Annotated in this window: 11 protein-coding genes, 1 pseudogene and 1 riboswitch; of the genes and pseudogenes, 5 read left to right on the forward strand and 7 right to left on the reverse strand. The window is 69.5% G+C overall.

Translation table 11 applies throughout. The features are described 5' to 3' along the window. Positions 1-54: 54 nt before the first annotated feature. The 4 genes from ACSMX9_RS21740 to ACSMX9_RS21755 all read right to left on the reverse strand — a co-directional run bounded on the left by ACSMX9_RS21740 (position 55) and on the right by ACSMX9_RS21755 (position 3,256). Entirely contained in the window at positions 55-1,122 is a 1,068-nt protein-coding gene (locus ACSMX9_RS21740) for an enoyl-CoA hydratase/isomerase family protein (RefSeq protein ID WP_445396218.1), read from the reverse strand. Continuing rightward, on the reverse strand, positions 1,119-2,267 hold the full coding sequence (locus tag ACSMX9_RS21745) for an acyl-CoA dehydrogenase family protein (protein WP_445396219.1): 1,149 nt from the start codon (positions 2,265-2,267) through the stop codon (positions 1,119-1,121). Before ACSMX9_RS21745 ends, ACSMX9_RS21740 begins: the two co-directional genes overlap by 4 nt. Positions 2,268-2,273: 6 nt before the next feature. After that, entirely contained in the window at positions 2,274-2,537 is a 264-nt protein-coding gene (locus ACSMX9_RS21750) for a hypothetical protein (RefSeq protein WP_445396221.1), read from the reverse strand. Positions 2,538-2,714: 177 nt separating this feature from the next. After that, positions 2,715-2,888: riboswitch (cobalamin riboswitch) on the reverse strand. A gap of 146 nt (positions 2,889-3,034) precedes the next feature. Then, positions 3,035-3,256: a hypothetical protein gene (locus tag ACSMX9_RS21755; protein ID WP_445396223.1), complete on the reverse strand. Its 222-nt coding sequence runs from the start codon at positions 3,254-3,256 to the stop codon at positions 3,035-3,037. A 483-nt stretch (positions 3,257-3,739) separates the two neighbouring features. Here ACSMX9_RS21755 and ACSMX9_RS21760 point away from each other — a divergent pair, with 483 nt between their 5' ends. Genes ACSMX9_RS21760 through ACSMX9_RS21780 form a run of 5 tightly spaced genes read left to right on the forward strand, consistent with a single transcriptional unit; the run spans position 3,740 to position 10,528 of the window. Next, positions 3,740-4,372 carry a hypothetical protein gene (locus ACSMX9_RS21760; RefSeq protein WP_445396225.1) on the forward strand — a complete coding sequence of 211 codons (633 nt, stop codon included), beginning with the start codon at positions 3,740-3,742 and terminating at the stop codon, positions 4,370-4,372. After that, complete coding sequence (locus ACSMX9_RS21765) at positions 4,369-5,028, forward strand: hypothetical protein (protein WP_445396227.1); 660 nt, start codon at positions 4,369-4,371, stop codon at positions 5,026-5,028. The genes ACSMX9_RS21760 and ACSMX9_RS21765 overlap by 4 nt, the downstream gene beginning before the upstream one ends. Beyond that, positions 5,028-9,677 carry a putative T7SS-secreted protein gene (locus ACSMX9_RS21770; RefSeq protein ID WP_445396229.1) on the forward strand — a complete coding sequence of 1,550 codons (4,650 nt, stop codon included), beginning with the start codon at positions 5,028-5,030 and terminating at the stop codon, positions 9,675-9,677. The genes ACSMX9_RS21765 and ACSMX9_RS21770 overlap by 1 nt, the downstream gene beginning before the upstream one ends. Then, a complete protein-coding gene (locus ACSMX9_RS21775; RefSeq protein ID WP_445396231.1) occupies positions 9,667-10,179 on the forward strand; it encodes an Imm50 family immunity protein in 513 nt (170 codons plus the stop codon). Before ACSMX9_RS21770 ends, ACSMX9_RS21775 begins: the two co-directional genes overlap by 11 nt. After that, the gene (locus ACSMX9_RS21780; RefSeq protein ID WP_445396233.1) at positions 10,166-10,528 is read left to right on the forward strand and encodes an Imm50 family immunity protein; all 363 of its coding nucleotides are present in this window, start codon (positions 10,166-10,168) and stop codon (positions 10,526-10,528) included. Before ACSMX9_RS21775 ends, ACSMX9_RS21780 begins: the two co-directional genes overlap by 14 nt. A gap of 421 nt (positions 10,529-10,949) precedes the next feature. Here ACSMX9_RS21780 and ACSMX9_RS21785 read toward each other — a convergent pair. The 3 genes and pseudogenes from ACSMX9_RS21785 to glyA form a co-directional block, all read right to left on the reverse strand. Next, a pseudogene (locus tag ACSMX9_RS21785) lies at positions 10,950-11,087 on the reverse strand (transposase); the annotation flags it as partial. A 5-nt stretch (positions 11,088-11,092) separates the two neighbouring features. Beyond that, positions 11,093-12,460 (reverse strand): L-serine ammonia-lyase, encoded by a 1,368-nt coding sequence (locus ACSMX9_RS21790; RefSeq protein ID WP_445396235.1) that lies wholly within the window; start codon positions 12,458-12,460, stop codon positions 11,093-11,095. Between the two features lie 251 nt (positions 12,461-12,711). Next, positions 12,712-13,980: a serine hydroxymethyltransferase gene (gene glyA, locus ACSMX9_RS21795; protein WP_445396237.1), complete on the reverse strand. Its 1,269-nt coding sequence runs from the start codon at positions 13,978-13,980 to the stop codon at positions 12,712-12,714. Positions 13,981-13,990 lie beyond the last annotated feature (10 nt).

Raw genomic sequence — 13,990 nt, forward strand, 5'->3', positions numbered from 1 at the left:
TCGGCGCCCCGGCCCCGCCCGTGCGTCGGCCTCCGGGGGCCAGGACGGTCCGGCTCACCAGGGCGCCTCCTCGGTGGTGCGGGGCCGGTCGGCGAGACCGAGTTCCCGCTCGCCGAGCGGGGCGAAGAAACCCTCCACATCCGCTTCGGCGACTTCCGCGAGGGTCGCCGGCGACCAGCGGGGCTCGCGGTCCTTGTCGACGATTTGGGCACGGATGCCCTCCACCAGGTCGGGGTGGCGCAGGCAGGCGCAGGAGACGCGGTACTCCTGGTCGAGGACCCGCTCCAGCGGTCCGAGCCGGCGGACGCGGCGCAGCGCGGCGAGGGTGACCTTGAGGGCGGTCGGGGACTTGGCGAGCAGGGTCCCGGCTGTCTCCTCGGCGACGGGGCGGCCCCGGGCGAGGAGGCGTCGGAGGATCTCCTCGACGGTGTCCGCGCGGTAGCAGTCGTCGATCCACTCCCGTTGCTCGGCCAGTTCTCCCGGCAAAGGGGCCTGGACGTGACGCGCGAGGGCCTCGTGCACCGGCAGCCGGGCGAGGTCGTCGATGAGGGGGCGGAGCGAGGCTGAGGGCACGTAGTGGTCGGCGAGACCGCACAGCAGGGCGTCCGCGGCGCCGATCCGCGCGCCGGTCAGGGCGAGGTGGGTGCCGAGTTCTCCGGGGGCGAGGGCGAGCAGGCGGGTGCCGCCGACATCGGGGACGAACCCGATGCCGGTCTCGGGCATGGCGATGTCGGAACGCTCGGTGACGACCCGGACGCTGCCGTGCGCGGAGACGCCAACGCCGCCGCCCATGACGAGGCCGTCCATGACGGCGACGTACGGCTTCGGGTAGCGGGCGATCCGGGCGTTGAGGCGGTACTCGTCGCGCCAGAAGGCGGCCGAGGCGGTTCCGTCGCCGTCGCGGGCGTCGTCGTGGATGGCGCGGATGTCGCCACCCGCGCAGAGACCGCGCTCCCCGGCGCCGGTGATGACGACCGTCTCCACGGCGGGGTCGCGCTCCCATTCCGTGAGCGCCCCGTCGATGCGGAGCACCATCCCGTGGGTGAGGGAGTTCAACGCCCGGGGGCGGTTGAGGGTGATGTGGGCGGCACGGCCCCGCGTGTGGAACAGGACGTCGCTCATCCGAACGCCTCCGTCATCCCCCGGGCCACGATGACGCGCATGATCTCGTTGGTTCCTTCCAGGATCTGGTGGACCCGCAGGTCACGGACGATCTTCTCGATGCCGTACTCGTTGAGGTAGCCGTACCCACCGTGGAGCTGGAGCGCACGGTCGGCGACCGAGTAGCCGGTGTCGGTGGCGAACCGCTTCGCCATCGCGCACAGGTAGGGCGCCTGCGGATCGCCCCGGTCGAGTGCCTGTGCGGCCTGTTGGACCAGGGCCCAGGCCGCGGTGAGTTCGGTCGCCATGTCGGCGAGCCGGAAGCGCAGGGCCTGGGCGTCGAGGAGGCGCTGGCCGAACGCCTCGCGGTCGGCGAGGTGGGCGAGGCTGCGGTCGAGGGCGCTGCGGGCCCCGCCCAGGGAACAGGCGGCGATGCCGAGACGGCCGCTGTCGAGCCCGTGCAGGGCGATCCGGAAGCCCTGTCCCTCACGGCCGAGGAGTCGGTCGGCCGGCAGACGGACCCCGTTCAGGACCACCTGACGGGTCGGCTGGGCGTTCCAGCCCATCTTCCGTTCGGGCCGCCCGAAGGAGAGGTTCGGGTCGTCCCGGTCGACGACGAACGCGGACACCCCGTCGGCGCCCGCGCCGCCGGTGCGGGCCAGCACGACGTACAACCGGGAGGCCCCCGCACCGGAGACGAACTGCTTGACGCCGGTGAGGACCCAGCCGTCACCGTCCCGTACGGCGCGGGTCGTCAGGGCCGCCGCGTCGGAACCCGCGCCCGGTTCGGCGAGACAGTAGCTGGCGAGGTCGTCCATGGTGCACAGGCGCGGCAACCACCGCTCGCGTTGGGAGTCGTCGGCGTAGTGGTCGATCATCCAGGCGGCCATGTTGTGGATGGAGAGGTAGCCAGCGATGGACGGGCAGCCGGAGGCGAGCGTCTCGAACACGAGGACCCCGTCGGACCGGTTGAGACCGGAGCCGCCGGACTCCTCGCGGACGTAGATGCCGCCCAGGCCCAGTGCGGCCGCCTTGCGCAGCACGTCCACCGGGAAGTGCTCGTCGCGGTCCCACTCCAGGGCGCGGGGCGCGAGGTGCTCCCGGGTGAAGTCGAGGGTGGCCTCGACGAGGGCTTGCTGGTCCTCGTTGAGCAGGGCGCTGGTCACGGCCGCTCAACCCGCCGTGGGAATCGTGGAGCCCGCGCCTTCGCACAGCCCGGCCGGCCGGCGGGAACGGACGGCGTCCGGACCGTACCGGTCGCGATGGCCGGAGTCGGACCCCTTCCCGGCACCGGAGGGGTGGTGGGCGAACGGCACCGGGACGGGCACGTCGAGGCCGTGGACCTCGCCGTGGGCCTCCGCGGCACCCGGGGTGCGCTCGTCGCCGACGAAGGGCGTCCACGCGCGCAGGGCGGTGCGTTCGTGCTCTCGGACCATGACTACCTGCTCTCGTCAGGAGGGATCCGGGGATGGCGCGCACCAGGCCCGCACCCGGGCGGGCGCGACGAGGGCCGGGGCGCGGGATCGCGGATGGCCGGAATCCGTCAGAGCGCGGGTTCAGCGGAGTCGGGGGTGCGCAACGGTGCCATGCGTGTCAGCTCCATCCTCGTGGACAACACGGAACGTCCCGCGGCCGGTATCCTGACTCCCGGATCAGCGCACGCCGTCCGCCTTCCCGACGTCCAACTCGTCAGTGGCGTCCTGCTCGACGACGCGCTCCCCGGTCACAGTGGCGGGACCGTGCCGGAATCGCACCGGCTTCCCTGCACCGCGGGCCTTGCCTCCCGATTTTATCGTCGTCCGCCCCGGCGAATCCACTGGACGTGACCCCGGATCGGGTCACACGGGGCTCCGGGCCGACTTGTGCGCCGTGCGGGCGGGTGAGGCCCTGACCGCGCCGAGGGACGCGGAAGGGCCGGTCCGGGTCCGGGCCGTCAGCACTCGATGATGTTCACCGCGAGCCCGCCCCGGGCGGTCTCCTTGTACTTGACGTTCGTCGCGGCCACCATGGTGATCATGCTCCTGAGGTGCGGTTTCAGGGCGAGACCGGTGGCCCAATCGGCAGCCAGGGACTTTTCAGGGACTTTGTGCCCGGCGTCGGCGAGCCCCGCCTCCAACTGCACGCTGGCGTACGCGTGCCGCAGGACGTGGAACATGTCCGCGCGCGAAGACGCGTGACGTGGTGACTCTTTAGGCTTTGTTGCCTGACGTGAGAACGGCCTTCGCCTGATCCTGTGCCCCGTCTCGGCGAAACCCGACCAGCACCAAGGCCGGAGTGAATCAGTCTGCGTTTGCCGAGCTGTCAAACTTCCGAGCCCGCCACGAGGGCCCGGAGTTCGGCAAGAAGCTCTCGCTGGACGAGCTCCGCGACAGCCTGGTCGAGCAGCCATTGCTGTCCTCGCCGCATTGGCCTGCGCGACCCGGAAGCCGTGGAGGCCGCCCCTCGCATCCTCGCTCCGGAGCCCCCGGACGAATCTGGTCGGCGGCTGGCGCGGCGTGTGCTGTTCCTGGTGGGTGACGTCGCATCGGTGCCGGGTGTGGTGGTGACTTTTCGGGTGGGTGTCGGGCTCGGGTTCCGTGACATGGGTGTGTCGTAGGCGTGTTGTGGTTCGGGAGGTGGGGTGCGCCATGATGTCTGGATGACTGAGCACGGGGGTGCGGTGGATCAGCCGCGGGAAACGCCGAGGTCTCGTCTCGCCGACTACGTGGAGATGAGTGGTCCGGTTCGATCGGTGTCGTCGCCCGACGTTGGGCGGGACGTCGAGGGCGGAGTGGGTGAACCGGCGTCGCCCGTGCGGGAAGAGCCCGGTGCGCAGGCGGATGATCCTGGCATGGTGGTTGATGATGCCGGTGCCTTGCTCGTTGCCTCCGAAGTGGTGGCCCGTAAGCGGGAGTTTGCCCGGCTCCTGGGTGGGTTCCGGCGGACGGCGGTCCTGGTCCCGTTGGGCGGGGAACCGGGTCCGGGTGAGGAACGAGGGCTGCTGACGGCGGACTTCAACGGCATCAGGTTCATCCTGGCCTTCTCCGACGAACAGGCCCTGGCCCGGTACGCCCGGGCCCGCGGCGAGTTCGCCCGCGAGTGGACGTACCGCACGATTCTGGGTGCGCGGCTGCTGGATGTCGCGGTGCCCGCGATGGGTGTGCCGTGCGGGGTGGTCCTGGATTGTGCGGACGGGACGGACGGGATGGTGTTCCCGCCGGTCAGGGGCATCGTGCCGGACCCGGTAGCGGTCGACCGTGAGGTGACCGTCGAGGAGGGGGCCGGGCGATGAGCGGCGGTGGCAAGGATCTGAAGGCCGACGGTCTCGCGCTGATCGCGAAGGGGCTGACCGAGGCGCTGGCCGAGTTGAAGGAGCTCGGCATGGTCGGCGAGGCCAGCGCAGGGCGCGGCTTCGGAGACATCGCGCTGTCCGGCCTTGAACTCGGCCACGAGGGCCTGACCGGTGACTTCACGTCGTTCTGTGAACGCTGGGAGTGGGGGGTTCGCTCGTTGGTGAACGAGGGCAACGCCTTCGCGTTCAAGACGGGCATGTCTGCGGGCACGTACTACGAGACCGAGCAGTACGTCGAGGGCAGCCTCAAGGTCGTGACGAACTCGCTGATCGGCAATCCGTACGCCTCCGAGGAAGAAGTCACCCGGCAGGGCTGGGGCGACATCGCCACCTCCGGCGCCTTCGGCGGTGTGGACTACAGCAAGGAGTCCTTCGACCAGGCGCTGGCCAACAGCGAGCAGGGCTGGAAGGACGCGGGCCGGGACGTGATGACCTCCCGCACAGTCGGCCCGATGGGCCTCAACCCGGAGAACCTCCACGGCGCCGCGGGCATGTCGGACGCGGAGTACGACAGGTGGCTCGACTCCACCTTCGGCCCCTCCGCCGAGGAACGCGCGCAGGCCCCCGAACAACAGCACGGCGGGAGTGCGGGCTGATGGGTATCGGCGATCTGGTCAACGCGGGCCTCGGCAAGCTTGAGGACGGCGTCGACGCGGGCAAGAAGCTGGTCGGCGAGGGCGTCGACTGGACCACCAACAAGGTCGGCGACGGCCTCGACTACGTCGGCGCGCACGGCGCCGCGGACACGGTCGAGGACTGGGGCGACGAGGTCGCCTCCGACCTCGGTGCCACGCCCGGCGAGCAGCAGCTCGGCCAGACCGAGGAGGCGAACGAGCTCGTCCACGGCAAGCCGGACAAGATCCGCGCGTCCGCGAAGCACCTCAAGGACTTCCACACGGCGTTCGACCAGGTCGCTTCCGGTATGCGCAAGGTCGACTCCTCCGGCTGGGCCGGTGAGGGCGGCGACGCGTTCCGCAAGAAGTTCGGCGTCCACCCCGCCAAGTGGGCCCAGGCCGCCAACGCCTGCGAGAAGGCGAGCGGCGCCCTGGAAGCGTACGCCGACACGGTCACGTGGGCGCAGGGCAAGGCGAAGGAGGCCGTCGAACTCTACAAGAAGGGCAAGAAGGCCTCGGACGACGCGGTCGACGCGTACAACAAGAGGGTCGACGCCTACAACGCGAAGATCAAGGCGAACGAGGACCCCGGCCCCCGGCCCGAGCCGTTCCACGACCCCGGCAAGGCCGACATCAACAAGGCCCACGAGACGCTCGCCGAAGCCCGCAAACAGCGCAACACCGCCGCCAGCGAAGCCCAGGGCAAGGTGAAGGCGGCCCTCGCCCACGCCCCAGCCGAACCGCCGCCACTCGACCGCCTCGGCAACAACATCATCGACGGCTACCAGGCATACAACACCGAACTCACCCATGTGGTCGGCGGCGCACTCAAGGGCACGGCCGGCCTGGTCAACTTCGCCCGCGGCCTCAACCCCACCGACCCCTACAACCTCACCCACCCCGCCGCCTACCTGCAGAACGTCTCCATGACGCTCTCCGGCCTCGTCTCCACCGCCGCCCACCCCGAACGCATCCTCACCACCGTCGTCGACGGCTTCAAGAAGGACCCCTCCGAGTTCACCGGCCGCCTCATCCCCGAACTCATCGGCACGAAAGGCGCCGGGCTCACACGCAGCGGAATACGGGCAGCAACCCCAAAAGACGCGAACACCGCACGCGAGACGACAACGAAGGAACCACGCCACGAGAACCCACGCGAGAAGGTCGAGAAAGACCCCAGCGACCCGGTCGACCTCGTCACCGGCACGATGTACCTGCCACAAACCGACATCACCCTGCCCGGCACGCTCCCCCTGGCCTTCACCCGCCGCCTCGAATCAGGCTCACGACTCGGCCACTGGTTCGGCCCCTCCTGGACCTCAACCCTCGACCAACGCCTGGAGATCGACACCGAAGGCGTCATCCTCGTCACCGAGGACGGCCTCCTCCTCACCTACCCCCACCCCGCCCCCGGCGTCCCCACCCTCCCCACACACGGCCCCCGCCGCTGGCCCCTGAACCGCGTCGACGAGGGCTACACGATCACCGACCCCCACACCAGCCGCACCTGGCACTTCACCGACCGCAGCGAACAACTGGCCGCCCTGGAACAGATCGACGACCGCAACGGCAACTGGATCACCTTCGAGCACACCCCCGAAGGAACCCCCCTCGCCATCACCTCCTCCGGCGGCTACCGCCTCACCCTCACCATCGAAGACGACCGCGTCACCACCCTGTCCCTGGCCGGCGCAGCCCCCGACGGCACCGACCAAGAGATCAAACGCTACGCCTACTCCGAGACCGGCCACCTGACCCAGGTCTTCAACTCCTCCGGCCTACCACTGACGTTCACCTACGACGACCACAGCCGCGTCACGTCCTGGACCGACAGCAACGACCACTCGTACACCTACGAGTACGACGACCAAGACCGCTGCACCGCCGAGGGCGGCGAAGCCGGCCACATGACGCTCCGCCTCACATACGACGACGTGGACCCGGAGACCGGCCACCGCATCACGACCACGACCACCAACGAGGGCCACACCCGCCGCTACTACATCGACGAGCACCGGCATGTCGTAGCTGAGACCGACCAGATGGGCCATACCGTCCGCTTCACGAGGGACCGGTTCGGACGGGTGCTGACCCGTACCGATCCGCTGGGGCACATCACCACCTGCCGGTACGACGACATGGGCAACGTCGTCTCGGTGACGCGTGCCGACGGCCGCGAGGTCACGGCCGAGCACGGCGACTTCAATCGCCTCACCCGTATCCGTGGCACGGACGGCAACACCACCCGCCACACCTACGAAGAGCGTGGCAACCGCCTCACCAGCACCACCCCGGCAGGCCATACCACCCACTTCACGCACGACGAAGCGGGCCGCCTCACCTCCGTCACGGACCCCCTTGGCCATGTCACGACCGTCCGCTGCGACCGCGCAGGCCTGCCGGTCGAGATCACCGACCCGCTCGGCGCCATCACCCGCTACGAGCGCGACGCCTTCGGCCGCCCGACGACGATGACCGATCCCACCGGCCTGACCACTAACCTGGAGTGGACCGTCGAAGGCCAACTCGCCCGCCGCACCGCACCCGACGGCACCAGCGAGACCTGGACCTACGACGGCGAAGGCAACTGCACCACCCACACCGACCCCCTCGGCGGCACCACCCACTTCGAGTACACCCACTTCGACCTCCTCACCGCACGCACCACTCCCGACGGCGCCCGCCACGAGTTCACCCACGACGCCGAACTCCGCCTCACCCGCGTCACCAACCCCCAGGGCCTCACCTGGGACTACACCTACGACCCGGCCGGACGCCTCACATCCGAGAGCGACTTCGACGACCGCACCCTCACCTACGCCCACGATGCAGCAGACCGTCTTGTCTCCCGCACGAACGCACTCGACGAGACGACGACCTTCGAGCGCGACCCGTTGGGACGTCCCACCCGCAAGGACGCCGCCGGTCATATCACGACGTTCGCCTACGACCTCACCGATCAGCTGGCCGAGGCGATGGGTCCTGACGGCATCCGACTGACGATCCTGCGGGATCAGTACGGCCGCGTCCGCAGCGAGACCGTCGACGGCCGCGTCCTCACCTACACCCTGGACGAATTGGGCCGCCGCACCGGCCGAACCACCCCTACCGGTGCCCGCACCACCTGGTCGTACGACGCCGCAGGCCGCCGCACGAACCTGGTCGTCTCCGGCCGTCCCATCGACATCACTTACGACCACGCCGGCCGCGAACTCACCCGAGGAATCGGCAACTTCCTCACCCTCACCAACACCTACGACCCGATGGGCCGCCTGACCACCCAGACAGCGACCACAGACGGCGAGACCCTCCAACGCCGGGCCTACACCTACCGAGCCGACGGCAACCTCACCGCCCTCGACGACCACCTCGACGGCCCCCGCACCTTCACCCTCGACCCCGCAGGCCGCGTCACCGCCGTCCACGCGGGCAACTGGTCGGAGACCTACGCTTACGACGCGGCAGGCAATCAGGCAGCAGCCTCCTGGCCGGCCACCCACCCGGGCTACGAAGCCACCGGCGACCGCACCTACACCGGCACCCGCCTCACCCGCGCCGGCGGAGTCCGCTACGAACACGACGCCCTCGGCCGCGTCACCCTCCGCCAGAAAACCCGCCTCTCCCGCAAACCCGACACCTGGCACTACCAGTGGGACCCGGAGGACCGCCTCACCCAGGTCACTACCCCCGACGGCACCGTATGGCGCTACACCTACGACCCACTCGGCCGCCGCACAGCCAAACTCCGCATGGCCTCAGACGGCACGTCGGTCAGTGAGTGCACCACCTTCACCTGGGACGGCCGAACTCTGTGCGAGCAGACACAGGCCCCGACGGGCGTACCGAACTCGATCACCCTCACCTGGGAACACCGCGGCCTGCAACCGATCACCCAGACCGAACGCATCACCGCCGCCGCCCCCCAGACGGAGATCGACTCCCGCTTCTTCGCCATCGTCACCGACCTCGTCGGCACCCCACGCGAACTCATCGACGAACAAGGTGAAATCGCCTGGCGCACGCGCATGACACTCTGGGGCACAACAAGCTGGAACACCAGCGCCATCACCTACACGCCGCTGCGCTTCCCCGGCCAGTACTTCGACCCCGAGACGGGTCTTCACTACAACTACTTCCGGCACTACGACCCGGAGACGGCCCGCTATCTCAGCACGGACCCGCTCGGCCTTGCTCCCGCGCCCAACGCCGCGACGTACGTCGCCACCCCGAGCACCTCATGCGACCCGCTGGGCCTGGCCCCGGACGACTACCTTCGGGACAAACCGGTCGGCCGGGATCTGGAGGGCGCGAAACGGGATGCCCTTCGAGACGCTGGCATCCCAGAGGGAACTCCACCTCTCGATGTCAGAACGCATGTCCCCGCCACCACTCCGGAATGGCAGGGTGGAAAGCAGTTGCTGGACGAGAACCACCAGCCGATCTACTATCGCGAGGAGGTATACGAACATCCCAATGGAAATGACCTCATCGTTTATCAGGACCACTGGTTCGGCCACCAGAAGCCGGGGGAGCCCGGATATCAGCCCGCGCATGTCCATGTGCGCCCATTCGAGAACACCCGGAACGGCCAGGTCCCCGGGTGCGAGGAACACTATTACTATGACCGCTAGGCTCTCGCCCCGAAACAGCGAGGTTCTCGCCCCGCTCTACGGCCCGGCCCACCTGGACTTGAGTTCCGTCAGACTCCGGTCCGTCCATCTCGACTGGCACGGCCCCACCGTGACGCTGCGGTTGGACCTGCCCGCTCCACCCTTGCCGCCGCCGGAGGAATGGGCAACCGCAAGCGTCGACACGGTGCAGGGGCAGCTCCAGTTCCTCGCTGTGGAGGGTCTGGAACTGGACGCCTGGGTGCCCGGACTGCTCGTGTCTTTCGAACTGGCAGTCCTCAGTGAGAACAGGCACAGGATCAGCGTCGTGGTGTCGCACGGAAGGAAGTCCGACTTCCTCCGCTTCACCTGCAGTACCGATGTGCTCGTCGGCCACATCAGCGGATTCCGGGTCGGCTCGGAAGGCACGGACAGCGGGCCTCACCACTTCCTCAACAGACTTGACGCCAAGCTCCACACCACTGTTCCCGACCCGAGCGAGAAGACCTTCTATGAACGCCTCTGAGGGTGCTGCCGAGAGCAGCCCAGAGCTGTCGGTGCTGTGCGCGCATGACGTCCTGAGCAACAGCGACCTCTTCTACGTGCACTTCGACGAGCGAGGCTGCTCCGTCACCCTCGGGTTCTCTCGTGTGCACGGCAACGAGGGCGTCGAATTCTTTCTGCGCTTCCATGAGGTACGGGATGTGCGCGTGCGGGGTTGGGGTGCCCCAGGGCAGAAGGACGTCCACGTCGAAAGAGCGACCGATGGCACAGTCCAGGTGTCCGCTTCCTCCGAGGGATCGTCGTTGCGGTTCCGCGCCGCCGGCGCCACTCTGTCAAGGACACGTAATTTCCTCGCGGCACGCAGCAGTTGAGCGGTACCCTCACCGACGGACCACCAACGACTATCGCGAGACGTCCTGACAGAGGGCGGGCACGCCGAGTACCGGCTGGCCTCCGCTCGTGCGCCGATGCCGACGTGCTGTGCATCGTGGTGATCTACCTGTTCGAACGCTACGGGGGCTCGCCCCGGAACGGTGTCGCTCAGACCCTCGACACCCCCGCAACGACGGCCTGCCGCCCCTGATCAGCGCCCTCGCTGCCGGGCAGTGCGCGACGCCGACGGCACCGCGACCGCGCACCCCCCGTTTGCTTCGCCCATCGAGACTCCCTCGGCCGGCTTGAACGCCGACAGAATCGGGAACGACGACGCCTCCGAGAACGGGCACAACGACCAGGAGGCCTGATGGCCGCCCTACTGAGGTTGAACTCGTGATGTTGCTGGATTGTTCGGGCGGGTCTGATGGTCGGGCCGGTCTCGGCGAGACAGCCGTCTATGAGGTCGCTGTGGGACTGGATGTGTCGTGGACCGTGTCTGATGTGCTGGACGAGGTGTTCGGGAGTGCTGAAGGCGACGTTGGAGAGCCAGCCGCGCACCCTCAGCACTCGATGATGTTCACCGCGAGCCCGCCCCGGGCCGTCTCCTTGTACTTGACGGACATGTCCGCCCCGGTCTCCTTCATGGTCTTGATGACCTTGTCCAGGGACACCAGGTGGCTGCCGTCGCCGCGCATGGCCATCCGGGCGGCGGTCACCGCCTTCACCCCGGCCATGCCGTTGCGTTCGATGCACGGGATCTGGACCAGCCCGCCGACCGGGTCGCAGGTGAGGCCCAGGTTGTGCTCCATGCCGATCTCGGCGGCGTTCTCGACCTGTTCGGGGGAGCCGCCCAGCACCTCGGCCAGGGCACCGGCCGCCATGGAGCAGGCCGAACCGACCTCGCCCTGGCAGCCGACCTCGGCGCCGGAGATGGAGGCGTTCTCCTTGAACAGCAGCCCGATGGCCCCGGCGGCCAACAGGAAGCGGACCACGCCCTCGTCGTCCGCGCCGGGGACGAAGTTCATGTAGTAGTGCAGCACCGCGGGAATGATCCCGGCGGCCCCGTTGGTGGGGGCGGTGACGACCCGGCCGCCGGCCGCGTTCTCCTCGTTCACCGCCATCGCGTACAGGGTCACCCACTCCATGGCGTGGGCCGCGGGGTCGCCCTCGGCGCGCAGCTGGCGCGCCGAGGCGGGGGCGCGGCGACGCACCTTCAGCCCGCCGGGGAGGATGCCCTCCTGGTTCATGCCCCGGGACACGCAGCTCTGCATGACGCGCCAGATGTCCAGCAGTCCGGCGCGGATCTCCTCCTCGGTGCGCCGCGCCTTCTCGTTCTCCAGCATCATCGAGGAGATCGACAGTCCCGACTCGCGGGCCATCCGCAGCAGCTCGTCGCCGGTGCGGAAGGGGTAGGCCAGGGGAGTGTCGTCGAGTTTGATGCGGTCCGCGCCGACGGCGTCCTCGTCCACCACGAAGCCGCCGCCGACCGAGTAGTAGGTCTTCTCCAGGACGGGCGCGCCCTCGGCGTCGTACGCGGCCAGGGTCATCCCGTTGGCGTGGTAGGGCAGGGCCTGGCGGCGGTGCAGGACGAGGTCCTCGTCGAAGGAGAACGGGATCTCGTGGGCGCCCAGCAGGCTGATCCGGCCGTCGGTCCTGATCCGTGCCACCCGCTGGTCGGCGTGCTCGACGTCCACCGTGCGCGGGGACTCGCCCTCCAGCCCGAGCAGCACCGCCTTGGGGGTGCCGTGCCCGTGGCCGGTGGCGCCGAGGGAGCCGTACAGTTCCGCGCGCACCGCGGCGGTGTGGGCGAGGAGGCCGTCGTTCTTGAGCCGGCGGGCGAACATCCGGGCCGCGCGCATCGGGCCCACGGTGTGGGAGCTGGACGGGCCGATGCCGATCGAGAACAGGTCGAAGACCGAGATGGCCACGGAAGACTCCTCGCTGACGGTCGGCGGACGTCGTTGTCCGCCGGGTGGTGCGGGCCGACCGGCACGGGGTGGGGCCGGGCGGGTTGGTGCGGGGGACCGGGTGGGTCCCCGGGACGGGGTGCGCCGGGACGGGGTGGGCCCCGGGGCCGAGCAGGCTTGATGGATCGTTTCTTCAAGTGTCGCCCGGGCGGGCGTCGGGGTGGGGACGGTGCGGCCCCGGTCGAGCCGGACCGGGGCCGCACCGCGGGGGACTACAGCCCCGGGTACAGCGGGTGCTTGTCGGCCAGGGCGGTGACCCGGGCCTTCAGCGCCGCGGCGACCGTCTCGTCGTACGAGGGCTTCAGCGTCTCGGCGATCACGTCGGCGACCTCGCGGAAGTCCTCGGCGGTGAAGCCGCGGGTGGCGAGCGCCGGGGTGCCGATCCGTAGGCCGGAGGTGACCATCGGGGGCCGCGGGTCGTTCGGGACGGCGTTGCGGTTGACGGTGATGCCGACCTCGTGGAGGCGGTCCTCGGCCTGCTGGCCGTCCAGCTCGGACTCGCGCAGGTCGACCAGGACGAGGTGCACGTCCGTGCCGCCGGACAGCACGTTCACGCCGGCCGCGCGGGCGTCCTCGCCCACCAGGCGCTCGGCCAGGATGCGGGCGCCCTCCAGGGTGCGCTGCTGGCGCTCCTTGAACTCCTCCGAGGCGGCGACCTTGAAGGCGACGGCCTTGGCGGCGACCACGTGCTCCAGCGGACCGCCCTGCTGGCCCGGGAAGACCGCGGAGTTGATCTTCTTGGCCAGCTCCTGGGTGGAGAGGATCACCCCGCCGCGCGGACCGCCGAGGGTCTTGTGCGTGGTGGTGGTGACGACATGGGCGTGCGGCACCGGGTTGGGGTGCAGTCCGGCCGCGACCAGGCCCGCGAAGTGCGCCATGTCGACCATCAGGTAGGCGCCGACCTCCTCCGCGATGCGGCGGAAGGCGGCGAAGTCGAGCTGGCGCGGGTAGGCGGACCAGCCCGCGACGATCAGCTTCGGCTTGGACTCCTTGGCGAGCCGCTCGACCTCGGCCATGTCGACCTGGCCGGTGGCGTCGTCCACGTGGTAGGCGACCACGTTGTAGAGCTTGCCGGAGAAGTTGATCTTCATGCCGTGGGTCAGGTGCCCGCCGTGGGCGAGGTTCAGACCCATGATCGTGTCGCCCGGCTTGAGCAGCGCGAACATCGCCGCCGCGTTGGCCTGGGCACCGGAGTGCGGCTGCACGTTGGCGTGCTCGGCGCCGAACAGCTCCTTGATCCGGTCGATCGCGATCTGCTCGACCACGTCGACGTGCTCACAGCCGCCGTAGTAGCGGCGGCCCGGGTAGCCCTCCGCGTACTTGTTGGTGAGCACCGAGCCCTGGGCCTCCATGACGGCGACCGGGGCGAAGTTCTCCGACGCGATCATTTCCAGGGTCGACTGCTGGCGGCGCAGTTCGGCGTCGACGGCGGCGGCGACGTCCGGGTCCAGCTCGTGCAGAGGCGTGTTCAGAAGCGACATCAGATGATCC

The organism is Streptomyces sp. LE64, assembly GCF_052606915.1.

Excerpts from the sequence above, each read along its gene's own strand:
- ACSMX9_RS21740 (WP_445396218.1), bottom strand. The coding sequence starts at position 1,122 with ATGAGCGACGTCCTGTTCCACACGCGGGGCCGTGCCGCCCACATCACC.
- ACSMX9_RS21750 (WP_445396221.1), bottom strand. The coding sequence starts at position 2,537 with ATGGTCCGAGAGCACGAACGCACCGCCCTGCGCGCGTGGACGCCCTTC.
- ACSMX9_RS21755 (WP_445396223.1), bottom strand. The coding sequence starts at position 3,256 with ATGTTCCACGTCCTGCGGCACGCGTACGCCAGCGTGCAGTTGGAGGCG.
- ACSMX9_RS21760 (WP_445396225.1), top strand. The coding sequence starts at position 3,740 with ATGACTGAGCACGGGGGTGCGGTGGATCAGCCGCGGGAAACGCCGAGG.
- ACSMX9_RS21765 (WP_445396227.1), top strand. The coding sequence starts at position 4,369 with ATGAGCGGCGGTGGCAAGGATCTGAAGGCCGACGGTCTCGCGCTGATC.
- ACSMX9_RS21770 (WP_445396229.1), top strand. The coding sequence starts at position 5,028 with ATGGGTATCGGCGATCTGGTCAACGCGGGCCTCGGCAAGCTTGAGGAC.
- ACSMX9_RS21775 (WP_445396231.1), top strand. The coding sequence starts at position 9,667 with ATGACCGCTAGGCTCTCGCCCCGAAACAGCGAGGTTCTCGCCCCGCTC.
- ACSMX9_RS21780 (WP_445396233.1), top strand. The coding sequence starts at position 10,166 with ATGAACGCCTCTGAGGGTGCTGCCGAGAGCAGCCCAGAGCTGTCGGTG.
- glyA (WP_445396237.1), bottom strand. The coding sequence starts at position 13,980 with ATGTCGCTTCTGAACACGCCTCTGCACGAGCTGGACCCGGACGTCGCC.